Origin of the sequence: Pseudomonas sp. 51_B, from assembly GCF_017491595.1 — a bacterium.
Taxonomy (GTDB): domain Bacteria; phylum Pseudomonadota; class Gammaproteobacteria; order Pseudomonadales; family Pseudomonadaceae; genus Aquipseudomonas; species Aquipseudomonas promysalinigenes.
In genome coordinates this window covers 46,336-71,670 of record NZ_JAFGYW010000012.1, presented here as the reverse complement: position 1 = coordinate 71,670, position 25,335 = coordinate 46,336, and the positions used below count along the sequence as shown (strand labels likewise).

The window sequence follows — 25,335 nt, the reverse complement described above, 5'->3', positions numbered from 1 at the left end:
TCAGGGCTGACGGGGCTGGCACACAGCCAGCCCCGTGCATTCAGCTGATTTCAACCACCTCGATCATCTGCTCGCCCAACGGTCGCCGCCATACCACCTCATCCCCGGGCACTGCCCCGAGCAGGGCGCGCCCCAGCGGTGAACCCCAGTTGATCATCCCGCGCCCGGCATCGGCTTCGTCTTCGCCTACCAGCTGCACTTCGTGCGTCTGGTCCTGCTCATCGATGAACCTTACCCGGCTGCCAATCTGCACGCTGCTACGCGATGTGGCCGCCGGCACTACCTGCGCACTCTGTACTCGCGCGTTGAAGTAACGAAGGTCACGCTCGGTATCGGCCAGGCGCTGCTTGTCTGCGCGCTCACCCTGGGCCTGTAGCTCGCTGCGCAATGCATTCAACTCGCTCACGCGCTGTTGCAGCTGGCGCAAGCCATTGGCGGTAACGTAATTGGGCTGGTCGCTGACACGTCGTTCCACAGGCTGGTCGGCCTGGGCGGCGGCTTGGTCTTCGTTGACGAATGCTCGGCTCATGCGATGGCCTCCTCGTAATGCAGACCAGCATGGCAGGCTTGAGGTTTCAGTGGATGTCGGTTTGCGACGCTGCTCAGTCCGCATTCAGCGGCGGTAGGCCCGGGCCGCGCTTTGGTCTTTCTCCTGCTGCCACTGACGGTCGCGCTCGTCCCAGAAACGCTCGTGGTATTGGCGCTGCTCCTCGCTGTTCTGCATCGCCTGGCACTGGCGAAAACCATCGTCCCAGCCGGCTTCATACTGTCGCTCGTGCAGGTAGCGTGGCACGTTCTTGCGAAAGTTGCCGACCATCAGCCCGGCAGCCTGGTGGCCGCTGCTGCAACCGTCCTGATAACCGTCGGCGTAAGCAGGCGGGTAGCCATGCCCGATCATCTGATCGTGGGTAGTTTCGCAAGCCGCCAGTAGCAGCGCGACGCACAAGCCGAAAAGGTACCGCAACATGACCACCTGAACCCTTTGGGAGATACCGCAAAGTCTAGGTGGCGATTTGTCGGGGGGCTGTCAAAACAGTGTCAAAGAGTCGCTGGGTTCACATTGGCAGGCGCCGGGTGTGCTGCCAGTAGGGCGCATGGCGCCCTCATTGGCCTCAATAGTGATACCACTTCAGCTGCAGCATCACTTCGTTCTGCGCCGTCGCCAAATGGCTGAACTGCCGCGAAGCACTCAACCTCAGCCCCAGGTTCTGGCTGATCTCCCACTGCTGGTTCAGGCTGATGCTGCGCCGGACTTCGCCATTGGTGAAGTAATCACCCTTGGCTTCCAAGGTCATGTTGCCCAGGCCGTTGCGCCACAGCAGCCCACCATTGAACCCTGTCGCTGGGGCGATGAACTGGGCGAAGTCGTTGTGGTGCTCCACCCGCACCGTGCCCAGGGCGAAGCCCAGCAGGTCGTCGGCCAGTTGCCAGGTACCACCGGCGCCGCCATTCACATGGCTGACCAGCACCTCATCGTCATGTTTACCAGGCACCCGTTCCAGGCCACCTGCCACCTGCCAGGACCATGGTTTGAGCAGCTCGTTGCGTGGGGTCAGGGAGCGGATGGTGGCAAGATCAAGGCGCTGAACCTGCCAGTCGTTGCCTTCGTACTGGCGCACCTTGAGTTGCAGAATCTCGATCTGTGCACCCAATGGGAAGCCATAGGCGTTGTCATTAAGGTCGTGGTAGGCCATGCGCAGGCCATATTCGGCATAGGCACGATCTTCACGGGTGCCTACCCCCAATTGCCAGGTACGCGAGTCGTGGCCGTCCTCAGGCAAGCCGGGACGTTCGATCTGCAGGGGCGGTGGCGGGTTGGTGTTGATCGCTCGCAGCAGCTCGAAGCTGCGCTTGGCCTGCCCAGGGTCTCGCTCCTGGCCGTTGGCACGGTAGCGCTCCAAGCGGTAGGCGGCATCCTGCACCAGTGCCTGGCGATCGCGGGGCAGGGCTTTGAAGTCGGGGCTTTGCAGTTGCGCGGTATCGGCACTGACAGCCAAGACCTGACGTTTTTCGTCATGGTCCAGTGGCTCGGCGCGGGCCAGTAGTTCACGTTCGCGTGACGGGCGATAAATTTCGCTGGCTACCAGGCCAGATTGCTTCACCGCCTTGACCGTGTCGGTGGGAATGGCAGTGAGAGGGAACTGCGAGGTCAGGTCCAGGCTCGGACGGGCCACTTGCAGCAACTCCAGCAGGCGGTACGAGCAGTTTTCGTCGAAGAAGAAATAATCGAACTGGATCTGTTTCAGCTCCCAGACATGCTCGACCATGCGCCCGGTTTCCTCCGGGGTCAGGTCCAACTGGTACTCCCACAGGTCGCGGTTCTCAAGGCTGCGGTATTCAGAGAGCTTCTCTTGGTAAGGCATGAGCGCGAACAGGCCCGGGTAACCGCCCATCAGGCCTTTCCAGGCATACAGAATGCTGTTGTCGCTGCCTTCGATATAGGCGCCGAAGTTGATCGCGTAGCTCAGCAGCGTGGTGTCGTCGCTGCGGGTGTTGGTCTGGTCGATGCGCAGCAAGGTATGGCCGAACATCGATGAGGGGCTGTTCAGGTAGGCTGCCGGAAAGATCAGCGCCGCACTGTGCGGGTCGATCGACTGGTACCACGTCTTGAATTCCTGACAATCGGGCTGCGGCAGGCCTTGCAGGTCAAGTTGTTCACGCAACCAGCGGGTGCGCGCGGGAAATACGCACTGGGCATGCTTGTCACCGAGGCTGGCGGGGGCATACAGCGCTTGCACGGTGGCTTCCAGCTCCTGGTCCGGGTGATGAGCACCGTCCTTGGCAAGGAAGAAGGCGTCATCGTCCACATAGCTGCGCCAGCCTCCGAGCTTGGCGGTTTCATAGTGGCCCAGGGCAATCCAATACGGGGTGTTGGCCAGTTGCTGAATGCGGTCGGCGTGCACAACGGGCATGGCATGAACGGGCGCGCAGGCTAGCAGCGCGAGGGAAGCGAGGCGTTTGAGCATATGGGGCAACTACTTCTAAACGATGCCGAAAAGGCGAAACCCGCCCCCGAAGGGGCGGGAGTAGCTGCAATCAGGCCTCGGTAGCGTACTTGGCCAGACGTGGGTCGTTCTTCAGAACGGCCAGGGTGTTGGTGTGCACGGTTTCAGCGGTTGCATCGGCGCTGCTGAAGATCTGGTTGAAGTGCTGGTGGGTGACCGAGGCGAAGTAGCCGCGATCTTCAGGAGCGACGCCCAGAACCACGGCATAGGTGGTCAGGGCTTCGCCCTGGCCCATGGCCATGTCTTCGGACAGTTCGTTCATCATGCCATTCATGGCGAACCAGGACTTGCCGCCGTAGGTCAGCGAAGCCTTGGTCGAGCAGCCGTTGGTACCGGAGGTCATGCCGAAGGTGGCGTTACCGGAGGTGCCGTTGGTGGTCGAAGCCAGGAAGTGGGCCGGCGTACCGCGCTGGCCTTCGAACAGCATGTTGCCCCAGCCGCAGTTCGGGCCGCCCGGCGCTTCAGCGAGGGCGTTGAGCGAAACCACGGTGAACAGAGTACCCAGAAGAATCCGTTTCATAGCTTTATTCTCTATTTGTCTTAACCAAGGGTCAGGGTTATCTGGCAACTCGGTTGCCAAGTCGGGAAAGCATTTCACCCACCCGCGCAAGTTGGAGTTTAGGCATGTTCTAAAGGTTGCGTCATTGATTGCGAAAAATTTGCATGGCGTTGCAGCTTCGCCGTTGCGATATAAAGTCCGGCAGAGCCTTGCAACGCGCGCGCTGGCAGCGCCAGAATGCTGAGTATCTGCCCCGCCGAAGTAAGGAAACCCAATGCCCGATCCTGTCGCTGCGCGCCTGCGTCTTGCGCCTGAAGCCCTGACCCGGCGTTTCTCACCCGAGCAGTTTGCCTTTACCAATACCGACGATCTGGAGCCGTTTCGCGGAGTCCTGGGCCAAGAACGTGCTGTCGAGGCCCTGCAGTTCGGCGTGGCAATGCCGCGCCCTGGTTATAACGTGTATGTGATGGGCGAGCCCGGGACGGGTCGCTTCTCGTTCGTCAAGCGCTACCTCAAGGCCGAAGGCAAGCGCCAGCAAACCCCCAGCGACTGGCTTTACGTCAATCATTTCGATGACACCCGCGAGCCCCGTGCACTGGAGTTGCCTTCGGGCAGCGCGGCCGAGTTCATCAGCGACATGAACGGCTTGATCGATAACCTGCTGGCAACCTTCCCGGCGGTGTTCGAGCACCCTTCCTACCAGCAAAAGAAAGGCGCCATCGACCGCGCCTTCAATCAGCGCTACGACCGCGCGCTGGATGTGATCGAGCGCGCTTCGCTGGAAAAGGACGTGGCCCTGTACCGCGATGCCAGCAATGTCGCCTTCACCCCGATGGCCGATGGCAAGGCGCTGGACGAGGCCGAATTCGCCCAGTTGCCAGAAGACGTTCGCGAGCAGTTTCATGAGGACATTGCCTTGCTGGAGGAGCAGCTCAACGAGGAGCTTGCCAGCCTGCCGCAATGGAAACGTGAGTCGAACAACCAGCTTCGTCAGCTCAACGAAGAAACCATCACCCTGGCGCTGCAACCGCTGCTGGCGCCATTGTCGGAAAAATACGCCGAAAACGCGGCTGTCTGCGCCTACTTGCAGTCCATGCAGCTGAATCTGCTGCGTACCGTGGTCGAGCAACTGGTTGAGGACAGCAAGACCGACGCGGTTGCGCGCAAGCTGCTCGAAGAGCAGTACGCGCCAAGCCTGGTGGTTGGCCACCACGCCGACGGGGGTGCGCCAGTGGTGTTCGAGCCGCACCCAACCTACGACAACCTGTTCGGCCGCATCGAATACAGCACCGACCAAGGCGCGCTTTACACTTCCTATCGGCAGTTGCGCCCCGGCGCGCTGCACCGCGCAAACGGCGGTTTCCTGATTCTGGAAGCGGAAAAGATGCTCGGCGAGCCGTTCGTCTGGGACGCGCTCAAGCGCGCCTTGCAGTCGCGCAAGCTGAAAATGGAGTCGCCGCTGGGTGAGCTGGGCCGTGTCGCGACAGTCAGCCTGACCCCGCAGATGATTCCTCTGAACATCAAGCTGGTGATCATCGGCTCGCGCCAGTTGTACTACGCGCTGCAGGACCACGACCCGGACTTCCAGGAGATGTTCCGCGTACTGGTCGACTTCGACGAAGACATGCCGATGGTCGACGAGAACCTCGAGCAGTTCGCTCAGCTGCTGCGCACCCGTACCAACGAAGAGGGCATGGCACCGCTGACCAGTGATGCGGTGGCGCGCCTTGCCACCTACAGCGCCCGCCTGGCAGAGAACCAATCGCGCCTGTCGGCGCGTATTGGCGACCTGTTCCAGTTGGTCAGCGAAGCTGATTTCATCCGTCAGTTGGCCAGCGACGAGATGACCGACGCCGGCCACATCGAGCGTGCACTCAAGGCCAAGGCCACCCGTACCGGGCGGGTATCGCAACGGGTGCTCGACGACATGCTGGCCGGCATCATCCTGATCGATACCGAAGGCGCGGCCATCGGCAAGTGCAATGGCTTGACCGTGCTTGAAGTCGGCGACTCGGCCTTCGGCATGCCGGCGCGTATCTCTGCCACGGTCTACCCCGGTGGCAGCGGCATCGTCGACATCGAGCGCGAGGTCAACCTTGGCCAGCCGATTCACTCCAAGGGCGTGATGATCCTCACCGGATACCTGGGCAGCCGTTATGCCCAGGAATTCCCTTTGGCGATTTCCGCCAGCATCGCCCTGGAGCAGTCCTACGGCTACGTCGATGGCGACAGCGCTTCGCTGGGTGAAGCGTGCACGCTGATCTCGGCCTTGTCGCGCACGCCGCTCAAACAATGCTTTGCCATCACAGGCTCGATCAACCAGTTCGGCGAAGTGCAGGCGGTGGGTGGGGTCAACGAGAAGATTGAGGGCTTCTTCCGTCTTTGCGAGGCCCGTGGCCTGACCGGCGAGCAAGGGGTAATCATCCCGCGCGCCAACGTCGCTACCCTGATGCTCGACGAACGCGTGCTGCAGGCGGTGGAAAACGGCATGTTCCACGTCTATGCCGTGAGCCAGGCTGACGAGGCCCTGAGCCTGCTGGTGGGCGAGGAAGCCGGGGTTCTCGATGACAAGGGCCAGTTCACCGAGGGCAGCGTGAATGCCAGGGTTGTCGAGCGCCTGCGGGAGATTGCCGAGATGATCGGTGAGGAGGAAATCGAGCGTGCAGAGAAAGAGCGCTTGGAAGAGGTAATCGCTCAAGCCAAACCGGCTTGAGTCAATAAACCGGCGCTAGCGGCCATGTGCTACCGTTCAGCGCCGGTTTTCCATCTTTTCGTGCTGTTCTTCTATGCTGGAACTTAAGGACAGTATCAGGGTTCAGGATGGAAACAGCCCGGGTGTTCCGGGCTGAACAGGGTTCATTGGAGGGGACGCGGCCATGCGCAACCTCAGCCTTACTCGCCAGTGCCTTGGCCTGGTGACCCGTATCGAATGCAGCATTCGCCCATTGGCCGGTGACAACGGTATGTGGACCTTGCTGTTTGCCGCCGGCATGGCCGGTGAACAACCCTCGGCGATAAAAGCCCAAGGCCCCTTCCATGGGCCGATGGTGGCCGAGTCCGTGCTCAACGCCATTCTCGACAGCCTGACCTTGCACGGGTATCAGGTGGCCGATGATCCACAGATCTGGTGCCTGCACTTGCAGGCACAGCTGCGGCGTATCAACGGTGAGCGCTGCCGCAACCTGGGGGACTATCAGTTCCATCCTGAAACCTGAGCCCACACATTCAGTAACGCGGCACCATGCCGCAGGCTTTTGCTGTCACAGGTGGCTGGCTATACTCGCGCTCGTTTTTCAGTCACCTGACGAGTCCCAAACCCTCATGGAACGTTTTCTCGAGAACGCGATGTACGCCTCCCGTTGGCTGCTCGCTCCCATCTACTTCGGCCTGTCCCTCGGCTTGCTTGCCTTGGCGCTGAAGTTCTTCCAGGAAGTTGTCCACGTCCTGCCTAACGTCTTCGCGCTCAGCGAAGCCGACCTGATTCTGGTCATCCTGTCGCTGATCGACATGTCGCTGGTTGGCGGTCTGCTGGTGATGGTGATGATCTCCGGTTACGAAAACTTCGTGTCGCAGCTGGACATCGACGAGAGCAAGGAGAAGCTCAACTGGCTGGGCAAGATGGACTCTTCGTCGCTGAAGATGAAAGTGGCTGCATCGATCGTGGCGATTTCATCCATTCACCTGCTACGGGTGTTCATGGACGCGCAGAACATCTCTACCGAGTACCTGATGTGGTACGTGATCATCCACATGACCTTCGTGGTTTCGGCCTTCTGCATGGGCTACCTGGACAAGCTGACCAAGCACTGATCGCCCCGCTGGGGCGAGCGCTGGTTTCAATTAACGAGCGGCGCTAGCAGTGTGCTAGGCTGCTCGCCCTTTTCATCACGGGCGCGGCTGCATGGCGCCCTGCAGTGGAGCACGACAATGTCCGAACTCAACCTGTCCACCGACGAAACCCGCGTCAGCTACGGCATTGGCCGTCAGCTGGGCGGCCAGCTGCGCGACAACCCACCACCAGGCGTCAGCCTGGAAGCCATCCTGGCCGGCCTGACCGACGCCTTCAACGGCGCCGACAGCCGTGTCAGCGAGGCCGACCTGTCGGCCAGCTTCAAGGTCATCCGCGAGGTGATGCAAGCAGAAGCTGCTGCCAAAGCTGAAGCCGCCGCTGCTGCTGGCAAGCAATTCCTGGTCGAGAACGCCAAGCGTGACGGCGTCACCACCCTGGCTTCGGGCCTGCAGTTCGAAGTGCTGACCGCAGGTGATGGCGCCAAGCCGACCCGCGAAAGCAACGTGCGCACCCACTACCACGGCACCCTGATCGACGGCACCGTCTTCGACAGCTCCTACGACCGTGGCCAGCCGGCAGAATTTCCGGTTGGTGGCGTGATCGCTGGCTGGACCGAAGCCTTGCAGCTGATGAACGCCGGCAGCAAATGGCGCCTGTACGTGCCGAGCGAACTGGCCTACGGCGCCCAAGGCGTTGGTGGCATTCCCCCGCACAGTACTCTGGTGTTCGACGTCGAGCTGCTCGACGTTCTGTAATGCCGCTGAGGCCGGCGCTGCCGGCCTCAATTCCAGTCTGTTCCCCCTGGGCGCAAGGCCCGCGCGTAGCAGAACAGGAACAAATTGCGCACCAGCTCCTTGAGCACCATCGGCTCGCTAGAATTGAGCCCGCACAAGTCCAGATCACCCTGGTCACGCAGCTCGTCCAAGGCGTCTTCTTCGAGCATTGCGCAGACCTCACCGGTTTCGCGATGAAGAATGCGCAGGTAGGGGTGGGGACGATCCAGCCAGGCGTCTATCAGATAAGTCATGGCTATTCTCCTTGAAAATGACTTCAATGAGAATAATTCCTATTATCAGAATAGCAAGGGCCAATTGGCGGATTATGTAATCAGACCTTGCGCACGAATTCCGACTTCAGCTTCATTGCGCCGATGCCATCGATCTTGCAGTCGATGTCGTGGTCGCCATCGCACAGGCGGATGTTCTTGACCTTGGTACCAACCTTGACCACCAGGGACGACCCTTTGACCTTGAGGTCCTTGATCACAGTAACGGTATCGCCGTCCTGCAGAACGTTGCCGACCGAGTCCTTCTTCACCACGTCATCGCTTGCCGCTTCAGCTTCGCCGCTGGCGGACCATTCGTGTGCGCACTCGGGGCAGATCAGCTGGGTGCCATCCTCGTAGGTGTATTCGGAGTTGCATTTGGGGCAGGGCGGCAAGGTGCTCACTTCGTATCCTTAAACAGACGGGGTTAAAAGCCCACATTGTATAAGGTTTTGCGCGAGAAATGTTTTGCCCGTACAAAAGCTCCGCGGGTGAACCCGCTCCCACGTTTTGTGTGGGGGCAGGTTCACCCGCGAAGAGGACGGCTAGGGCTGTCAGTGCGTGCGGGCGACCGCGAACTCGCTCAGTTCGACCAGCGCATCCCGGTATTGGCTGGCCGGCAGCACTTCCAGGCAGGCGATGGCGCGCTTGACATAGTCGCGCGCAAGCTCGGCGGTGTACTTCAGTGCGCCCGAGGCTTCGACGGCCTCGCGAATCTGCTCCAGGTCTTCCAGGCCACCTTTTTGGATCGCTTTGCGCACCAACGCAGCCTGCTCCGGTGTGCCCTCGCGCATGGTGTAGATCAGCGGCAGGGTCGGCTTGCCTTCGGCCAGGTCGTCGCCGACGTTCTTGCCCAGGGCTTCGGCATCGCCTTCGTAGTCCAACAGGTCGTCGACCAGCTGGAACGCCACGCCCAAGTGGTCACCGAAGGTGCGCAGGGCCTCGCGCTGGGCCTGGTCAGCACCGGCCAGTGCCGCAGCGCTGTGGGTCGAGGCTTCGAACAGCATCGCGGTCTTGCCACGGATGACGTCCATGTAGACCTCTTCAGTGGTGCTGGCATCGCGCACCCGCGACAGCTGCAATACTTCGCCCTCGGCGATCACGCGGGTGGCCTTGGACAAGATCTGCATGACCGGCATCGAGCCCAGTTCGACCATCATTTCGAACGAGCGCGAGTAGAGGAAGTCGCCCACCAGCACGCTCGGCGCGTTGCCCCACAGCGCGTTGGCGGTGGAGCGGCCGCGGCGCATGCCAGACATGTCGACCACATCGTCGTGCAGCAGGGTGGCGGTATGCAGGAACTCGATGGTCGCCGCCAGCAGCCGCAGGTCGTCGCCTTCGCGGCCCAGCGCCTTGCCGCATAGCAGCACCAGCAACGGACGCAAGCGCTTGCCGCCAGCCGACGTGATATAGTCGCCGATCTTCGATACCAGCGGCACGCGCGAGGTCAGCTGCTTCTTGATGATCTCGTCGACGGCGCTGAAATCGTCAGCTACCGCGCGGTAGAAGGTTTGGGGTTGCATCGGCTGCTCCAGTGAGGTTGCGCGGCATGCTAGGTCGCAGGCCCCGGTGTGTCAAGGCGCGGTGCCCGCAGACCGGGGGCGGGACTTGCAAGCAAAAGCACGGTTGCGTACAATCGCGCACCCTAACTTCCTGGGCAGCACCTGCCTTACGCAATTGCACAGGGCCGTTCCAGCCCCATGCAGCCATGCCAGCCAATACTCATCATATAAAGCGCTGGGTGAGCAGGATTATCGGAGAAATACCATGTCTTACGCAGTAATCGTTACCGGCGGCAAGCAGTACAAAGTCGCTGAAGGTGAATTCCTCAAGGTCGAAAAACTGGAAGTCGCCACTGGCGAATCCGTGACTTTCGATCGCGTTCTGCTGGTTGCCAACGGTGAAGAAGTCACCATCGGTGCACCAGTCGTCGCCGGCGCTAAAGTGGTTGCCGAAGTCGTTTCGCAAGGCCGTCACGACAAGGTTCGCATCATCAAGTTCCGTCGTCGTAAGCACCACATGAAGCGTATGGGCCACCGCCAGTGGTTCACCGAGATCAAAATCACCGGTATCCAGGCTTAATCGCCCGGTTCCCCTGAATTTATTGGAGAATTGAACCATGGCTCACAAGAAGGCTGGTGGTAGTACTCGTAACGGTCGCGACTCAGAATCGAAACGCCTTGGCGTGAAGATGTATGGCGGCCAGGTTATCAAGCCAGGCAACATCATCGTCCGTCAGCGCGGCACCGAATTCCACGCTGGCTACGGCGTTGGCATGGGCAAGGACCACACCTTGTTCGCCAAGATCGAAGGCGTGATCAAGTTCGAGAAGAAAGGCGAGTTCATGCGCCGTTACGTGAGCATCGTCGCCGCTTAATCGCGACGTCGCTCCAGAAGCCCCGTCATGCGACGGGGCTTTTTCGTTTGTGGTGAGCCTCTTGCAAAGCTGTTTGTATGGGCTGCCGGCGTGGGTTTCTACGGTCGTACGGGGCCGCCGCGCTCATTTTTGCAAGAGCCTCAGGTTTTTTAGGTATTCAACTCGCCTGTCGGCGAGAGGCGGTTTTCAATGAAGTTTGTTGACGAAGTATCCATTCGGGTCAAGGCCGGTGATGGCGGTAACGGTTGCATGAGCTTCCGCCGCGAAAAGTTCATCGAGAACGGCGGCCCCAACGGTGGTGACGGCGGTGATGGGGGCTCGGTCTATATGGTGGCCGACGAAAACCTCAACACCCTGGTCGACTACCGCTACACCCGTCACCACGAAGCCCAGCGCGGCTCCAACGGCGGCAGCACCGACTGCACCGGCAAGAAGGGTGATGACCTGTTCCTGCGCGTACCGGTCGGCACCACCGTGATCGACGCTTCCACCCAGGAAGTCATCGGTGACCTGGTAACCCCAGGGCAGAAGCTGATGGTCGCCCAAGGCGGCTGGCACGGCCTTGGCAACACCCGTTTCAAGTCCAGTACCAACCGTGCGCCACGTCAGACCACGCCGGGTAAGCCGGGTGACCAGCGCGACCTGAAGATGGAGCTGAAAGTACTGGCCGACGTCGGCTTGCTGGGCCTGCCGAACGCCGGCAAGAGCACCTTCATCCGTTCTGTATCGGCTGCCAAGCCGAAAGTCGCCGACTACCCGTTCACCACCCTGGTGCCGAACCTGGGTGTGGTCAGCGTCGATCGCTGGAAGAGCTTCGTCATCGCCGATATTCCCGGCCTGATCGAAGGCGCCTCCGACGGTGCTGGCCTGGGTATCCGCTTCCTCAAGCACCTGGCGCGTACCCGTGTGCTGCTGCACCTGGTCGACCTGGCACCACTGGACGGCAGCAGCCCGGCCGATGCCGCCGAAGTCATCATCAACGAGCTGACCCGCTTCAGCCCGTCGTTGACCGACCGTGAGCGCTGGCTGGTACTGAACAAGTCGGACATGCTGATGGACGACGAGCGCGACGAGCGTGTCAAGGAAGTGGTCGAGCGCCTGCAGTGGGAAGGTCCGGTGTACGTGATCTCGGCCATCTCCAAGCAGGGCACCGAGCAACTTAGCCATGACCTGATGCGCTACCTGGAAGACCGCGCCGACCGCCTGGCCAATGACCCGGCCTATGCCGAAGAGTTGGCCGAGCTGGACCAGCGTATCGAAGACGAAGCCCGTGCCCAGCTGCAGGCGCTGGACGACGCCCGCACCCTGCGCCGTACCGGCGTCAAGAGCGTGCACGACATCGGTGACGACGACGCCTGGGACGATGATTTCGAGGACGACGAAGACGGCCCGGAAATCATTTACGTGCGCGACTGATTGGTTGCAGTACACTAAACGCCGCTCTGATGAGCGGCGTTTTTGTATCCACGGTATCTACAGATTCGACATAGGTTGGAAGAAGATGCGAAGCAAGGTGACAGGCGCCAAGCGCTGGGTCGTGAAGATTGGCAGTGCCCTGCTGACCGCCGATGGCAAGGGCCTGGACCGCGGCGCCATGGCCGTGTGGGTCGAGCAGATGGTCGCGCTGCGTGAAGCAGGCGTTGAGTTGGTACTGGTCTCCTCCGGAGCCGTGGCCGCCGGCATGAGCCAGCTGGGCTGGACTTCGCGACCCAGTGCCATGAACGAGCTGCAGGCCGCTGCGTCGATCGGCCAGATGCGCCTGGTGCAGGCCTGGGAGTCGAGCTTTGGCGAGCATGGCAAGCACACCGCGCAAATTCTTCTGACCCACGACGACCTGTCCGACCGCAAGCGTTACCTCAATGCCCGTAGCACACTGCGGACCTTGGTCGACCTGGGCGTGGTACCGGTGATCAACGAGAACGATACCGTGGTCACCGACGAGATCCGCTTCGGGGATAACGACACCCTGGCGGCCCTGGTGGCCAACCTCGTAGAAGCCGATCTGCTGGTGATTCTCACCGACCGCGACGGCATGTTCGATGCCGACCCGCGCAACAACCCCGAAGCGCAATTGATTTACGAAGCCCGCGCCGATGACCCATCGCTCGATGCCGTGGCTGGCGGCACCGGGGGGGCGCTGGGCCGTGGTGGTATGCAGACCAAGCTGCGCGCGGCGCGGCTGGCGGCCCGTTCAGGTGCCCACACCATCATCATCGGTGGCCGCATCGAGCGCGTGCTGGACCGTCTGAAAGCTGGTGAACGCCTGGGGACATTGTTGTCGCCTGAGCGCGGCATGCTGGCTGCGCGTAAGCAGTGGCTGGCTGGCCACCTGCAAACCCGCGGCACCCTGGTGCTCGACGCTGGCGCCGTGCAGGCGCTGCGTGGGGCGAACAAGAGCCTGCTGCCGGTGGGTGTGAAAACCGTGCAGGGCAGCTTCCGCCGTGGCGAGATGGTGATCTGCGTCGGCCCCGATGGCGCCGAAGTGGCCCGTGGCCTGGCCAACTACAGTGCCCTGGAGGCACAGAAGATCATCGGTCAGCCGTCCGATCATATCGAGGCCGTGCTGGGCTATATCGCCGAGCCGGAATTGGTCCACCGCGACAACCTGGTGCTGGTATGAAAACGTTCAAGCGAGTACTTGCCCTGGCAGCTCTTGCCCTGCCGATGCTGGCCGGCGCTGAAGAGATCGGCCAGGTATCGACCGTGTTCAAGTTCCTTGGGCCCAACGACCGTATCGTGGTCGAGGCCTTCGACGACCCCAAAGTCGAGGGTGTGACCTGCTACCTGTCGCGTGCCAAGACCGGTGGCGTGAAGGGCGGGCTGGGCCTGGCCGAAGACCGCGCGGAGGCCTCGATTGCCTGCCGGCAGGTTGGGCCGATCAGTTTCAAGGGTGAACTCAAAGATGGCGACGAAGTGTTCAAGGAGCGCACTTCGCTGGTGTTCAAGACCATGCAGGTGGTGCGCTTTCTCGACAAGAAGCGCAACACGTTGGTTTACCTGGTATACAGCGACCGCATGATCGAGGGCAGCCCGCAGAACGCGGTGACGGCGATTCCGATTCTGCCGTGGGCTCAGTGATCTCAGAGATAAGGCCGCTGGCCTCGATTCGCGGGTAGAATCCGCTCACACAGCTACTGCACCGCCTTACGGCTTGTGCAATACCGGTGCGAGCAGGTTCACCCGCGAATGGGCCGCAGGGCGGCCCATACTTCAATCTCAGGCCAACGCTTCGGCCTGATCCTCGCGCACGATCGCCTTAACTTCATCCAGCCGGCTGATGTACTTCCAGTCCGCCTCGTCGATGTAGATGCCATTCGGCCCGCTGCCACCTTCCAGGTCGATCGCCACGTGTGCCGACACCTGCGGCTTGACGCTCGCCAGAATCGGCACGAAGCCCAGTTGCAGGCTGGTTTCAAGCAGCGCCGCCTGGTTGCGTTCGTCGATGTCCGCCGCTTCGTCAAGGTAGTACGGCAAGCGAATGCGCCCGGCCAGGTCGCGGTCCATCAGGTGCAGCAACAGGTACATGTTGGTCAGCGCCTTGATGGTCATGGTGGTGCCATTGGACGCCGCGCCGTCGATGTCGGCGTGGATGATCGGCTGGCCGTTGACCTTGGTGATTTCGAACGCCAGCTCGAACAGGTCCTTCAAGCCCAGCTGATTGTGGTTGGCCGCTACCAGGCGCGCCAGGTATTCCTTGGCTTCTTCGTTGCGGTTGTCCTGTTCGGCGCTTTGGGTCAGGTCGAACACCGAAAGGGTCTCGCCTTCCTCGTACTGGCCGGCACTGTGAATGATCTGGTCGATGTGCTTGAGCGCTTCCTTGTTCGGCGCCAGCACCACACGGAAGCTTTCCAGGTTGGACACCTGACGTTTGTTGATCTCGCGGTTGAACAGGGCCAGCTGGTGTTCGAGGCTGTCGTAGTCGCTGCGGATGTTGCGCAGGGTCCGGGCGATATCGGTGACGGCGGCGCGGCGCGCCTTGGCCAGGGTCAGCGCCTCATCGGTGCGGTGCGCATAGGCATTGACCAGCAGTTGCAGGCGGCGCTCCATGTCGTCTTCGCTGTCGAACTTGGCCACGCCCTTGAGGCGCACCTGGGCGTAAAGCGCCTCGATCTGGTTGTCGACCCGTTGCAAAGCCTGCCAGCTGTCCTGGTAGTCGTTGAGCATCGGCAGCAGGTTGTCCATGGAGTCGTCGACCGCTTCCATGTAAGGCGTGCCAAAGGGCAGGTCGGCCGGTAGCAGTTGGCGGCGGCGCAGGGCGTCTTCGAGGGTGCGCTGCTTGGACTCCAGGTCGCCGATCTGGCGGCCCACCAACTGCAGCTTGGCCGACAGTTGCTGGACGCGCTCGGTGAAGGCGTCGCTGGAGCGCTTGAGCTCTTCCTGGGCAGCCTCCATCTGCGCCAGTTGCTCCATTTTTTCTGGCTCTTCGGCGCTAAGGGTTTCGCTGCGACGGTAGTCTTCCAAGGCCTTCTGGGCATCCAGCACATCCTGATACAGCGCTTGGGCCTGAGCTTTGGAGGCGGTGCGGTCGGCGGCGACCTGTTGTTGGGTCTTGAGCTGCTTGAGCTCCTTCTCCAGGCGTTCCTTCTGGTCGCGCAGGGCCGCACGATCGGCAAGAGCCTGCAACGCCGGTGGGTCGATATGGGAAAGGTCGATCGACAGGCCTGGGGCCTCGAAACGCTCGCCCTTGAAGCCGTCGAGCACAGCTTCCAGGGATTTCACCCACAGGTCGCTGTCGTCGAGCTCTATGCCGCGCTCGCCCAGTGGCAGGCTGAACAGCGCGCCGTTGAACAGGCGCATAAGGCGGTCGACGTCCTGCTGCGAGAATTCTTCACGCAGGCGTGCGTAGCTGTTGTTGTCTGCATGGTCGAGCTGCTGCTTGACCTGCTTCAGGCGTTTTTCCAGGTCACGCACGCGTTCGTCGAGGTCTTCGGCGCTGAACTGGCGCGACTGCGCCAGAGCACCGGCCAGTTCGTCGTGGGCGTCCTTGGCGGCCAGCAGTTGCTGCTCCAGCACTTTGACATCGTTGACCAGCGCGAAACGGTGCTTGAGCACCGACAGTTCGCCAAGCCAGCGCTGGATACCGGTAATTTCACGCTCCAGACGCATCAGCTCCTGAGTACCACCGCGTTGGTCGTTCTGCAGGCGGTCTTGCTCGCTGCGGTAGTGCTCGGCCTGGATCACCAGCTCTTCCTTGCGCGCCATGGCGTATTCCTGCCAAGTGCCCAGCAGGTTGTCGAGCAGCGGCGAAAGGCGGTGCAGCTTGCCGCGCAGGATGTCGCGCTGAGCCACTCCGCCGGCCAGGGCTTCGACCAGTGGGCCGGCGGCGACCAGGGCGTTGTAGTCCTGCTCCATGCGGCGCACGTCGCGGAAGGCTTCTTCACAGGCAGCGATGTAGTCGACGCTGCCCGAGCGCAGGCTGTGCTCGAAGGCGTCGAGGAACAGCTGCTTGAGCTTGGCGGCAGTGATCTCGCGCATGTGCAGCAGGTTGATGAACAGTGCGCGGAAGGTTTTCAGGCTCTGTTCGCTGGTGGAGCGCAGTGGGATCAGGGTCAAATCCAGCGGGCACGAGGTGTGACCGCCGACCAGCAGCCGGCGCAGCTCATCAGGTTTGAGCTCATAGGCCTTCAGGCCCAGGCGCTCGAGGTTGGTGAACAGCTCTTTCTGCCGCAGGCAGGTGTCGTTTTGCTGGTAATGGGCCAGGTCCAGTTCGCCCTTGTAGGCGAAGAACTGGTGACCGAAACCACCGCCAGGGCCCCGGCCGACCACGCCGACCACGTGTGGCCCGTGGGGCAGGTTCAGTTCGCAGAGGATGTACGAGGTATCGCTGGCGAAGTAGAAGCGGCGTGACTGCTCGAGGCTGTATTTGCCGAAGCTCATGTCTGACATGCGCGCCAGGATCGGGAACTGCAGGGCGTTGATCGACGCCGATTTACCCAGGTTGTTGGCGCCGTATACCGACAGCGGGTGCTCCAGCGGGAACAGGCCCAGGCTGTAGCCTGCGGTGTTGAGCAATGCAAAGCGGCTAATGCCGTAGCGTTCCTGGCTCATGCGTCAATCTCCTGTTGCTCTTCGCGGATGGCCCGGGCCAGGGCGTCCTCTTCGCTTTCCTGGTCGTCGAACGGCGCAAGGTCGAGCGGGTCGTCGGTACGGTTGAGTTGTTCCGGGCTTTCCTCCTCCACCAGTACCGGGGTTGGCAAGGGCAGGTCGCTGTGCAGGCTGGCCGCCAGGTCGCGGTCCTGCTGTACCGACAGGCACACGTCGAGGAAGCGATGCATCGGCGGCAGGAAGCGGTAGATGCCGCCTTCTTCATGGGCGAAGCCGAGCTGAGTCATGCGGCGCATGATCTTTTCTTCCAGCTCCTCGACGGTTTGCACTTCGGCCTGCAGGAACAGGTCGCGGTATTTGTCCAGCAGCGAGGGCAGCTCGTCGCGGCCTATGCTGCCGCCGTCGAGCACGGCCATCGGGTCACGGCCCTGGTCGGCAAGGTGTTCGACCAGGATGAAGGTGAACAGCGACAGGCGCTGGGCGGTCTTGTTGACCTGCGCGGCGGCCTGCTCGGGCACGAAATAGTAGAACCCGCGGGTGTCGCACACCAGCTCAAAGCCCAGGGCCTTGAACAGGGTGCGGTACTGGTCCTGGAAATTCGACAGCTGGGCGTACATTTCAGGGTCGCGGCGGCTGACGTGGAAGCCCTTGAACAGCTCGCGGAAGATCGGCGCGAGCTGGGACAGTTCGGAAAGATCAAGATGCATTGGCTGGGCTCGCGTTGGTTTCAGGTTGCGCTTCGCGGCTGGACGTCAGGGCGAACGAGCGCAAGCTGACCAGGTGTTCTTGGGTGGTGTATTCGCGCCGTTCCAGGCGTTCGCGCTTGAAGCGCTTTTCCCGCGAGAGGCGCGAGAACCAGTACAGCAGCTCGTCGGTGGCGCCTTCTGGCTCCTGCTCAAGCAGCCAGACCATCAGGTCTGGCAGCGGCAGGGCATCTTCGCAGCGTTCGAGCATCTCTTTGACCGTGCGCGGCGCGCGGGGTAGCGGGCCTTTCTGGGTCTTGTGCGCCTTGGGGAACTTGGCCGGCTTGGGCTCGAAGCGAGCCAGGGCATAGACGTAGGCCTCGACCTGGCTGGCACTGCCCAGGAAGGTGCTTTGCGGGCGGGTGAACAACGGCATGGCTGCTTGCGGCAAGGCATCGAGGCCCTTGCGCCGGATCACCGACAGCGCCAGGGCGGCGCCACGGGTCACGGCGTTGTGCCGGCGCGCTTCTTCACGCAGCGGCAGCAGCAGTTCGCGGGCGTGGCGCAGCGTCAGCTGAGCGCTGGTCTGCATTTCCAGGATACGTGCGTGGGTGCGCAGCAGCATGTCGTCGTCGACCAGGTGGCCAAGGCGCGCCTGCTCGCCAAGCAGCTTCAGCAGTACGGTTTCGACCTTGCGCACGCCTTGCTCGAAGGCGCCGTCGGCGTTCACCAGCTGAATCATTGGCTCGACGTACTCGTCCCAGGTCGCCAGCACTTCTGCGTAACGCTGGCGCAGCGGGATCTGGCGGTTGCTGGTCTTGGCCCGTTCGGCCACGGCGACCAGGGCCTGCTCGTCGTTATCGAGTTTTTTCAGCACGTCGCGCACGCGCATGTCGAGCAAGCGCAGCTGCCGGGCCAGGTCGTCGCTGTCGCGGTTGTCGAAGGCATCCTGGATGTGCCCGGCCAGGCGCTCCAGGTGGCGCAGGTAGGCTTCGATCTCAAGGCACAGGCCCAGCCGGTGCTCGCGGCGCAAGTAAGCGAGGAAGTCGTGAATCTGGGCGTTGAGCTCGAATCGGTTCGGGCTCTTGGCCACCGGCACCAGGATATCCAGGCGGATCCATACGTCGAGCAGCTGGGTAATGTCCTGCGGCGTGCTTTCGACTTGCTGGCGGCCCAATTGCTGGCGCAGTTCCACCAGGCTCAGGGTGCCCTGGTCGAAACGCTCGCACAGCGGCTCTATCAGGGCCCAGTGTTCGGCTAGGGCGCGCAAGACGCGCTTGGGTTCGATCATTGGCGTCTACTCGTTGCCAAGTAAAAGGGGGCGATTGTACTGCATACGGGGGGGATGATTTCACCCCTTGGTCTGTAATGAGGGGTGTTTGGCCTGAGATTTGTAGTAGCTGGGCGCTCGGTCGGACAGGCCCTGCAAAAACCGGGGCGTACACGTTAGAATGCCCTCCAACCTCCGCCCCGGACCTTCGAGCCTTGCTGACCGAACCTCGCCGCCGCGCCTACCTTTCCGCCATGCAGGTGGTGCATTGGCTGCCGCGCGCTGAACTGCCGTTCGCCGCACCGTCGCGCCCTGAACTGCTGCTGCCGCAAGCGCCAATCGAGCAAGCCGATGTCCAAGTGCCGCCCAGCATCGCCGCGGCCAACCCGGCGCCGAGCGCGCCCCAGGCACGCTCCGGGGAGCGCCCGAAAATCGAAATCCCGCGCCCTGCCAGCACGCCGAAAGTGCTTGCCAAACCAACCGATGCGCAGCCGCAGGCCTCTGCACCGCGGCCGGTGCAGGTAGCGCCGCCGCGTTTTGCGTTGCAGCTGTTGCGCGCTGGCAGTTGCCTGCTGCTGGTCGAGCTGGCCACCGGGCAGCCGTTTCAGAGCCGCGACCCGTCCTATCTGCTGCTCAAGGACATGCTTCGCGCTGCCGGCTTGCCCGATGCTCCGCAGATCATCGGCGAGCCGGTACGTTGGCCGCTCCTGGTGCGGGGCAACATGGACCAGGGCCCGGATGCTGCACGTGATTTCGTGCAGGGCTTCATTCAGGCGCGCCTGGAAGAGTCCGCATGCAGCCTGTTGTGGCTGGTCGGCTTGCCGGCGATGCGCTATGCCGCCAACGCAGACGCCGAAGGTTATTACCAAGTCATGAAGGTCGACGGCCTGGGCGATGCCTGGGCTTTGCCGGGCCTTGAACTGTTGATGGACGAGCCGCAGCGCAAGGCGGACGTCTGGCAAGCGATGCGCCAGCTGATGGCGCGCTGGAAGAGCGTTGAATGAGTGACTCGATCAGCTTCCGCCCGATGACCGAGGCGGATCTGGATGCCGTGCTGAAGATCGAATATGCCGCATTCAGCCACCCCTGGACGCGGGGCATCTTCCTCGATGCACTCAAATCCTACGAAATTTGGCTGATGTTCGTCGGGCAACAGCAGGTTGGGCATGGCGTGATCAACGTGATCATCGATGAGGCGCACCTGCTCAATATCACCGTGAAGCCCGAGAACCAAGGCTGCGGTCTTGGGCTGAGGCTGCTCGAGCATCTCATGTCCCGGGCTTATCAGCTCAATGGGCGTGAGTGCTTCCTCGAGGTACGGGCCAGTAATCAGTCGGCCTACCGCCTGTATGAGCGGTATGGTTTCAACGAGATTGGCCGGCGCCGTGACTACTACCCGATTGCCGGTGGGCGTGAGGATGCGCTGGTGATGGCCTGTACCTTGCTCGAAGACTGAGCAGGCCTTCGAGGCTTTTTCGCGGGTACACTCGCACCTATAGGGCCTGCGCCAGCCTACCCACAAGGCCTGCAGCAGCTTTGAAGCCAATGCAGTCCTTGTGGGTTTACCCGCGAAGGGGCCGATGCGTCGATCAAAGCTCCTGCGGCAAGACATCGACCGGCTTGCTCAGGTCGCGCAGGCTTCTGGTCATTTCCCCGGTGTTGCACTTCGCTGCCGCCTGCTCTGGCGTGTAGTTGCGCACCGTGCGGAAGAACAGTTCACACGTCTGTTTTTTCTGGGTCACCTGCCATTTGTTCGAGCAGGCATCAAGGGTCATCTTCGGTTCGGCCTGAAGGTTGCGCCCCATCCCTGCCTGCCAGCAGGCGGCCGTCAAATCCTGGCCCATCATCTTCAAACCGGCGGCATCAGCCGCATCCTGGTTGCCGCCATGGCTGTCCTTGTTCGCCGCGTACCAGATCGCGCTCGGGTGGTTGGCGCCCAGTACCGGCACCTTGGCCCCGTCCTGCGGGCTGATGCTGACCAGCCCCAGCACACCCACCTGGGGGCCGTATTGCTGCTGGATCCAGCTACGCACCGGTGCGCCGAAGGCGACCATTGGCAGCGGGTTGGCGGCGCTTTGCACGGTCATCTCGCGGACCATGCGCAGCTGATAATCCTTGAAGTAGCCGTAGGTGCCTGTCAGGGCATCACCCGCGCTGGCGGGCGCGGCAATGGGGGCGATGTCGATGATGGTCTGGTAGGCCGGGGTCTGGCTGGCGTCCACGCCGTTGAAGGTCAGCAATTGGGCCCAGCGGTCAGTGGTATTGGAGCGCAGGTAATCTTGGGCTTGGGTCAGCGAATAATCGGGCGGGAAGTGCAACAGTTCGATGCTGCGGCGGTTCTGCAGTGCCATCCCCAATGGTAGGAACAGGTACCAGTCATAGGACCATTTACCGTCCTTGTTCAGTCGAGTGGCCCCGTCATAGGCCAGCTCGCCACTGTCCAGCAGCTTGCGCAGCGGCTCGGCATAGTCGCTGGGCACGTCGCTGATGTTGGCATACAGGTGGTTGTTGTCGCGGGTGACTTGCACGTTGGCATTGGCATAGCCGTCGCGACGGACGCTCTGGGTCAAGTAATGCTCCACGGTCTGTTCCAGCGTCCAATCCCGGTAACAGATCACATGGCAGTTGTTGGGGTAGGCAAACAGGCGGGTGGCGCGCTGGGTATCGCCCAGGTCTATCTGTGCATCGGCCAGGGCCAGGCCGCTGAAGGCGAGGGCGGCGAGGCTCGATAAGGCAATCTTGTGCATGCTTAACTCCTTGTCAGTGGCCGCCCGAATGGGCGGCGGTGCTCATACTGCTGCAGGGAGCCTGGAAATGAGAAGAGCGAGCGCGCTGGTAATGGCTGCAAGTGTGCTGTCGAGCGCCTTGGCGCTGGCTGACGAGCGCGATGTTTGGATGTTCGCGCAGTGGGCAGGTGACCATCAGACCCGGCCGTTTCGCGAGATGCTGGTGAACGCTCGCCTCTACGGCGTAGTGCCCATTCACCAACTGCTGCGCTCGGCCTCGGACTGGAAACTGTGCCGAGCCTCGCCCTTCGCGGTGCCCCCGGTAAGTAACTGGCCAGCTGTGCGTTCCACGCTGTCGCTGCTTCAGGCCCTGGGCGATCAAAAGGTGCTGGGCCCATTCGAGGTGGTTTCGGCCTACCGTGATCCTGGGCTCAATCGCTGCGCTGGTGGGGCTGTGGGCAGCGCCCATACCCGTGCCTTCGCGGTGGATGTCCTGCTGCCGGCATGGGCCGACCCCAATCCGCTTTGCCGCTTCTGGCAGCAACATGGCCAAGCCTGGAACATGGGGTTGGGACGCTACCCGAGTGGACGTATCCACATCGATACTGCCGGCTACCGCACGTGGGGCGGTGATGGCAGCGCGGGTTCGTCATTTTGCAGCAAGCCCAGGTAAGGGGAGGGGGCGCCGCCCAGTGGGTACAACGGGTTCACCGGCGCCTGGCCGGAGCAGCCTAGCTTGCCTTGAGCTTTTCGACAGGCAAAGAAAAAGGGCCTACCTTGCGGTAAGCCCTTTGACTTGTTTGGTGGCTACACAGGGACTTGAACCCCGGACCCCAGCATTATGAATGCTATGCTCTAACCAACTGAGCTATGTAGCCGATGGGGCGCATTATTCCCGTGTGCCGGCCTCGTGTCAACACTCATTTCGAAAAAAAATTGCACGCTTTCAAAAACTTAGCGTCCGCATCCGATTCTTGTGAATGAATCGCCACCGTGCCAACCGTTACGCGGAGGCTGTTGTAGGGGCGTTGTGGTTTGAATGCGTGGCTAGCGCCTGGATAAAAAGGTAGCTATGTATCTATTCGATTCCGGATAATCAGGCTTTGAACCTGCCCACGGAATGACCGCTCATGGCTACCAGCAGCACCTCAAATGCCAGCGCTGGCACGGGTTCGGCGAACCCGGCCAATCCACTGGTGATGCGTATCATCGGTTTCTGCGCGCTGGCGCACCTGATCAATGACCTTATCCAGTCAGTGCTGCCAGCGATCTATCCGATGCTCAAGGCCAACTACGATCTGAGTTTTGCGCAGATTGGCATGATCACCTTGACCTTCCAGATCACAGCTTCGCTATTGCAGCCGTGGGTGGGTTTCTTCACCGACCGCAGGCCTACGCCCAACTTGCTGCCGCTGGGCACCCTGTGCACCTTGGTCGGCATCGTCATGCTGGCGTTCGTTGGCAGCTTCCCGATGATTCTGCTGGCATCGGCGCTGGTCGGTATCGGGTCTTCCACCTTCCATCCGGAAACGTCACGTATCGCCAGGCTGGCTTCAGGTGGCCGTTTTGGCTTGGCACAATCGACCTTCCAGGTAGGCGGCAACACCGGCTCTGCCTTTGGCCCGCTGCTGGCAGCGGCCATCGTCATTCCCTTCGGCCAGACCCACGTAGCCTGGTTCGGCGTGGCAGCACTGTTTTTCTTCGCCGTGACCCTGATGCTGCGCCGTTGGTACATGGAACACTTGAACCAGTCCAAGGCCCGCAAAACAGTGCAGGCCAGCCATGGCATTTCCCGTGGGCGAGTAGTTGCGGCGCTGATCGTGCTGGGGTTACTGGTGTTTTCCAAGTACTTCTACATGGCCAGCTTCACCAGCTATTTCACCTTCTACCTGATCGAAAAGTTCGACCTTTCGGTGGCAAGCTCGCAGTTGCATCTATTCCTTTTCCTCGGCGCTGTAGCCGCAGGTACGTTCTTCGGCGGGCCGATCGGTGACCGAATCGGGCGCAAAGCGGTGATCTGGTTCTCGATCCTGGGCGTGGCGCCGTTCACCCTGGTGCTGCCGTATGCCGACTTGTTCTGGACTACGGTACTGAGCGTGTTGATCGGTTTCATCCTCGCATCGGCGTTCTCGGCCATCGTGGTCTATGCCCAGGAACTGGTGCCGGGCAGTGTGGGCATGATTGCCGGGGTGTTCTTCGGGCTGATGTTCGGCTTTGGCGGTATCGGTGCCGCGCTGCTGGGCTACCTGGCCGATTGGCGCGGGATCGAATACGTGTATGGCTTGTGCTCGTACCTGCCGTTGTTCGGCCTGCTGGCAGTGTTCCTGCCGTCTACCAGCAAGCGTTGAGTTAGCTGGGGCCTCGCTGAGGCCCCAGGCGATTGACGGCTCTGCCTGCCTTGGCCTAGAGTGCCGTCTTTCATTTCACCCACCTGCGTAGTAGCCATCGCAATGCGCCGTAGCCAATCCCTCCCACACGCTCGCCAGCCTGCGCTTGAGGCCATGCGTCGTGCGTGGCCGAGCGATACGGTGCTCAAGCGTCGCCGCAGCGTGCTGTTCGCCTTCACCTTCTCGCCACACCCAGCCCTGATCTGACCCTGCGCCCTTGCCCCGTTCACCGTCCCGGTGCCGTCCCGGTGCGCGTTGGGGCGCCTGTATCTGCACGTCTTTTCGGTTTTGCCTGGAGTGGTACATGAACATGCGTTTGCTGGCGGGCCTTCTGTTCGCCGTGTCGGTGGTGGGCTTCAGCCTGGGAGCCAGCCTGCCGCTGGTGTCGTTGCGCTTGCACGAAGCCGGTGCTGGCACCCTTGAAATCGGCATCATCTCGGCCATTCCGGCCGCAGGCATGATGTTTTCGGCGTTCTTGGTCGATGCCTGCTGCCGGCACCTGACCCGGCGCACTATCTACCTGTTGTGCTTTAGCCTTTGCACGGTAAGCGTCGCGTTGCTCGATTCGGCCTTCGATTCGCTGTGGCTGCTGGCCCTGCTGCGTCTGGGGCTGGGCATCGGCATGGGCATTGCGATCATCCTCGGGGAGTCCTGGGTCAACGAACTGTGCCCGGATCACAACCGTGGCAAGATCATGGCCCTTTACGCCACCAGTTTCACGGGCTTCCAGGTCCTTGGCCCTGCACTGATCGCGCTGCTTGGCGCCGATAGCCCTTGGATCATCGGTGTGGTCACCCTAGGTTACGGCCTGGCTTTGCTATGTATCGTGCTGACAGTACCCAACGACCACGTCGAGCATGGCGATGATGACGAGAAAAGCTTCGGCCTGATGGGCTTCTTCCGCGTGGCGCCAGCGTTGTGCGTAGCGGTGCTGTTTTTTTCGTTCTTCGATGCCGTGGTGCTGTCGCTGCTGCCGGTGTATGCCACCAGTCATGGCTTTGCCGTGGCTGTGGCAGCACTGATGGTAACGGTGGTGTTCGCCGCAGACATGGTGTTCCAGCTGCCGTTGGGCTGGTTGGCCGACCGCGTAGAGCGCACGGGGCTGCATTTACTGTGCGGGCTGGTGGCGATGGCCATCGGCATCGCCTTGCCGTGGCTGCTGCAGGTGACCTGGCTGCTGTGGCCAATGCTGGTGCTGCTGGGCGCGGTGGCCGGTGGTATCTACACTTTGGCGCTGGTGCTGATCGGCCAGCGCTTCAAGGGCCAGGACCTGGTCACGGCCAATGCCAGCGTGGGCCTGTTGTGGGGCGTCGGCAGCCTAGTCGGGCCGCTGGTGAGCGGGGCGGCGATGGGTGTCGCACCCCATGGTCTGCCTATGGCGCTGGCGCTGATGGCAGGGTTGTTCGTGTGCTTTGCCCGGCAGTCCTGGCGCCGGGCAGGCGAAATGCGAGCGCTGGCCGATTGAGTTTGGCGGGTGGCCAGGGCCGGCCTGTTCGCGGGTGGATCGG

General features: G+C 61.9%; 25 protein-coding genes and 1 tRNA gene. 14 read left to right on the top strand and 12 right to left on the bottom strand.

Annotated features, from left to right (window positions below; genetic code table 11):
* Nucleotides 1-40: 40 nt before the first annotated feature.
* From J5M56_RS14800 to J5M56_RS14785, 4 genes are all read right to left on the bottom strand, one after another.
* On the bottom strand, nucleotides 41-529 hold the full coding sequence (locus tag J5M56_RS14800) for a GreA/GreB family elongation factor (RefSeq protein WP_186478240.1): 489 nt from the start codon (nucleotides 527-529) through the stop codon (nucleotides 41-43).
* An 84-nt stretch (nucleotides 530-613) separates the two neighbouring features.
* Nucleotides 614-967: a hypothetical protein gene (locus J5M56_RS14795; RefSeq protein ID WP_186478241.1), complete on the bottom strand. Its 354-nt coding sequence runs from the start codon at nucleotides 965-967 to the stop codon at nucleotides 614-616.
* A gap of 145 nt (nucleotides 968-1,112) precedes the next feature.
* The gene (locus tag J5M56_RS14790; RefSeq protein ID WP_207937220.1) at nucleotides 1,113-2,966 is read right to left on the bottom strand and encodes a DUF4105 domain-containing protein; all 1,854 of its coding nucleotides are present in this window, start codon (nucleotides 2,964-2,966) and stop codon (nucleotides 1,113-1,115) included.
* Nucleotides 2,967-3,036: 70 nt separating this feature from the next.
* On the bottom strand, nucleotides 3,037-3,525 hold the full coding sequence (locus J5M56_RS14785) for a DUF3015 domain-containing protein (protein ID WP_060477502.1): 489 nt from the start codon (nucleotides 3,523-3,525) through the stop codon (nucleotides 3,037-3,039).
* A gap of 253 nt (nucleotides 3,526-3,778) precedes the next feature.
* Here J5M56_RS14785 and J5M56_RS14780 point away from each other — a divergent pair, with 253 nt between their 5' ends.
* The 4 genes from J5M56_RS14780 (at nucleotide 3,779) to J5M56_RS14765 (ending at nucleotide 8,049) form a co-directional block, all read left to right on the top strand.
* Nucleotides 3,779-6,217, top strand: a complete 2,439-nt coding sequence (locus tag J5M56_RS14780; protein WP_060477503.1) for an ATP-binding protein — start codon at nucleotides 3,779-3,781, stop codon at nucleotides 6,215-6,217.
* Between the two features lie 163 nt (nucleotides 6,218-6,380).
* Complete coding sequence (locus J5M56_RS14775) at nucleotides 6,381-6,719, top strand: hypothetical protein (RefSeq protein ID WP_060477504.1); 339 nt, start codon at nucleotides 6,381-6,383, stop codon at nucleotides 6,717-6,719.
* Between the two features lie 106 nt (nucleotides 6,720-6,825).
* Nucleotides 6,826-7,314 (top strand): TIGR00645 family protein, encoded by a 489-nt coding sequence (locus tag J5M56_RS14770; RefSeq protein ID WP_060477505.1) that lies wholly within the window; start codon nucleotides 6,826-6,828, stop codon nucleotides 7,312-7,314.
* 117 nt (nucleotides 7,315-7,431) lie between these two features.
* Entirely contained in the window at nucleotides 7,432-8,049 is a 618-nt protein-coding gene (locus J5M56_RS14765) for an FKBP-type peptidyl-prolyl cis-trans isomerase (RefSeq protein WP_060477506.1), read from the top strand.
* A 26-nt stretch (nucleotides 8,050-8,075) separates the two neighbouring features.
* Here the strand turns inward: J5M56_RS14765 and J5M56_RS14760 are convergent, their stop codons facing one another.
* The 3 genes from J5M56_RS14760 to J5M56_RS14750 all read right to left on the bottom strand — a co-directional run bounded on the left by J5M56_RS14760 (nucleotide 8,076) and on the right by J5M56_RS14750 (nucleotide 9,862).
* Entirely contained in the window at nucleotides 8,076-8,321 is a 246-nt protein-coding gene (locus J5M56_RS14760) for a hypothetical protein (protein ID WP_060477507.1), read from the bottom strand.
* Between the two features lie 80 nt (nucleotides 8,322-8,401).
* Complete coding sequence (locus tag J5M56_RS14755; protein WP_023382397.1) at nucleotides 8,402-8,743, bottom strand: zinc ribbon domain-containing protein YjdM; 342 nt, start codon at nucleotides 8,741-8,743, stop codon at nucleotides 8,402-8,404.
* Nucleotides 8,744-8,893: 150 nt separating this feature from the next.
* Nucleotides 8,894-9,862: a polyprenyl synthetase family protein gene (locus J5M56_RS14750; protein ID WP_207937219.1), complete on the bottom strand. Its 969-nt coding sequence runs from the start codon at nucleotides 9,860-9,862 to the stop codon at nucleotides 8,894-8,896.
* Nucleotides 9,863-10,106: 244 nt separating this feature from the next.
* Here J5M56_RS14750 and rplU point away from each other — a divergent pair, with 244 nt between their 5' ends.
* From rplU to J5M56_RS14725, 5 genes are all read left to right on the top strand, one after another.
* On the top strand, nucleotides 10,107-10,421 hold the full coding sequence (rplU, locus tag J5M56_RS14745) for a 50S ribosomal protein L21 (RefSeq protein WP_023533254.1): 315 nt from the start codon (nucleotides 10,107-10,109) through the stop codon (nucleotides 10,419-10,421).
* A gap of 37 nt (nucleotides 10,422-10,458) precedes the next feature.
* The gene (rpmA, locus tag J5M56_RS14740; protein WP_003247464.1) at nucleotides 10,459-10,716 is read left to right on the top strand and encodes a 50S ribosomal protein L27; all 258 of its coding nucleotides are present in this window, start codon (nucleotides 10,459-10,461) and stop codon (nucleotides 10,714-10,716) included.
* Between the two features lie 189 nt (nucleotides 10,717-10,905).
* Nucleotides 10,906-12,132: an Obg family GTPase CgtA gene (cgtA, locus tag J5M56_RS14735; RefSeq protein ID WP_186478244.1), complete on the top strand. Its 1,227-nt coding sequence runs from the start codon at nucleotides 10,906-10,908 to the stop codon at nucleotides 12,130-12,132.
* An 85-nt stretch (nucleotides 12,133-12,217) separates the two neighbouring features.
* Entirely contained in the window at nucleotides 12,218-13,336 is a 1,119-nt protein-coding gene (gene proB, locus J5M56_RS14730) for a glutamate 5-kinase (RefSeq protein WP_060477510.1), read from the top strand.
* Nucleotides 13,333-13,794 (top strand): CreA family protein, encoded by a 462-nt coding sequence (locus J5M56_RS14725; protein ID WP_060477511.1) that lies wholly within the window; start codon nucleotides 13,333-13,335, stop codon nucleotides 13,792-13,794. Before proB ends, J5M56_RS14725 begins: the two co-directional genes overlap by 4 nt.
* A 138-nt stretch (nucleotides 13,795-13,932) precedes the next feature.
* On the opposite strand, the gene mksF is transcribed toward J5M56_RS14725, so the two are convergent.
* Genes mksF through mksB form a run of 3 tightly spaced genes read right to left on the bottom strand, consistent with a single transcriptional unit; the run spans nucleotide 13,933 to nucleotide 18,735 of the window.
* Nucleotides 13,933-16,764 carry an Mks condensin complex protein MksF gene (gene mksF / locus J5M56_RS14720; RefSeq protein WP_207937218.1) on the bottom strand — a complete coding sequence of 944 codons (2,832 nt, stop codon included), beginning with the start codon at nucleotides 16,762-16,764 and terminating at the stop codon, nucleotides 13,933-13,935.
* Nucleotides 16,761-17,468: an Mks condensin complex protein MksE gene (gene mksE / locus J5M56_RS14715; protein WP_186478246.1), complete on the bottom strand. Its 708-nt coding sequence runs from the start codon at nucleotides 17,466-17,468 to the stop codon at nucleotides 16,761-16,763. Before mksE ends, mksF begins: the two co-directional genes overlap by 4 nt.
* The gene (gene mksB / locus J5M56_RS14710; RefSeq protein ID WP_060477514.1) at nucleotides 17,458-18,735 is read right to left on the bottom strand and encodes an Mks condensin complex protein MksB; all 1,278 of its coding nucleotides are present in this window, start codon (nucleotides 18,733-18,735) and stop codon (nucleotides 17,458-17,460) included. Before mksB ends, mksE begins: the two co-directional genes overlap by 11 nt.
* Before the next feature lie 194 nt (nucleotides 18,736-18,929).
* Between mksB and J5M56_RS14705 the strand changes: the two genes are divergently transcribed.
* Both J5M56_RS14705 and rimI read left to right on the top strand, forming a co-directional pair.
* Nucleotides 18,930-19,718, top strand: a complete 789-nt coding sequence (locus tag J5M56_RS14705) for an energy transducer TonB (protein ID WP_186478247.1) — start codon at nucleotides 18,930-18,932, stop codon at nucleotides 19,716-19,718.
* Nucleotides 19,715-20,170 (top strand): ribosomal protein S18-alanine N-acetyltransferase, encoded by a 456-nt coding sequence (rimI, locus tag J5M56_RS14700; protein WP_186478248.1) that lies wholly within the window; start codon nucleotides 19,715-19,717, stop codon nucleotides 20,168-20,170. The genes J5M56_RS14705 and rimI overlap by 4 nt, the downstream gene beginning before the upstream one ends.
* 133 nt (nucleotides 20,171-20,303) lie before the next feature.
* Here rimI and J5M56_RS14695 read toward each other — a convergent pair whose 3' ends face one another.
* The gene (locus J5M56_RS14695) at nucleotides 20,304-21,461 is read right to left on the bottom strand and encodes a hypothetical protein (protein WP_207937217.1); all 1,158 of its coding nucleotides are present in this window, start codon (nucleotides 21,459-21,461) and stop codon (nucleotides 20,304-20,306) included.
* A gap of 67 nt (nucleotides 21,462-21,528) precedes the next feature.
* Between J5M56_RS14695 and J5M56_RS14690 the strand changes: the two genes are divergently transcribed.
* Nucleotides 21,529-22,113 carry a D-Ala-D-Ala carboxypeptidase family metallohydrolase gene (locus J5M56_RS14690; protein WP_207937216.1) on the top strand — a complete coding sequence of 195 codons (585 nt, stop codon included), beginning with the start codon at nucleotides 21,529-21,531 and terminating at the stop codon, nucleotides 22,111-22,113.
* A gap of 128 nt (nucleotides 22,114-22,241) precedes the next feature.
* On the opposite strand, the gene J5M56_RS14685 is transcribed toward J5M56_RS14690, so the two are convergent.
* Nucleotides 22,242-22,318: transfer RNA gene (locus tag J5M56_RS14685), tRNA-Met, on the bottom strand.
* A gap of 252 nt (nucleotides 22,319-22,570) precedes the next feature.
* Between J5M56_RS14685 and J5M56_RS14680 the strand changes: the two genes are divergently transcribed.
* Together J5M56_RS14680 and J5M56_RS14675 are read left to right on the top strand one after the other, a co-directional pair.
* Complete coding sequence (locus tag J5M56_RS14680; protein WP_207937215.1) at nucleotides 22,571-23,788, top strand: MFS transporter; 1,218 nt, start codon at nucleotides 22,571-22,573, stop codon at nucleotides 23,786-23,788.
* A 343-nt stretch (nucleotides 23,789-24,131) separates the two neighbouring features.
* On the top strand, nucleotides 24,132-25,292 hold the full coding sequence (locus J5M56_RS14675; RefSeq protein WP_207937214.1) for an MFS transporter: 1,161 nt from the start codon (nucleotides 24,132-24,134) through the stop codon (nucleotides 25,290-25,292).
* The last annotated feature ends 43 nt before the right edge of the window (nucleotides 25,293-25,335 follow it).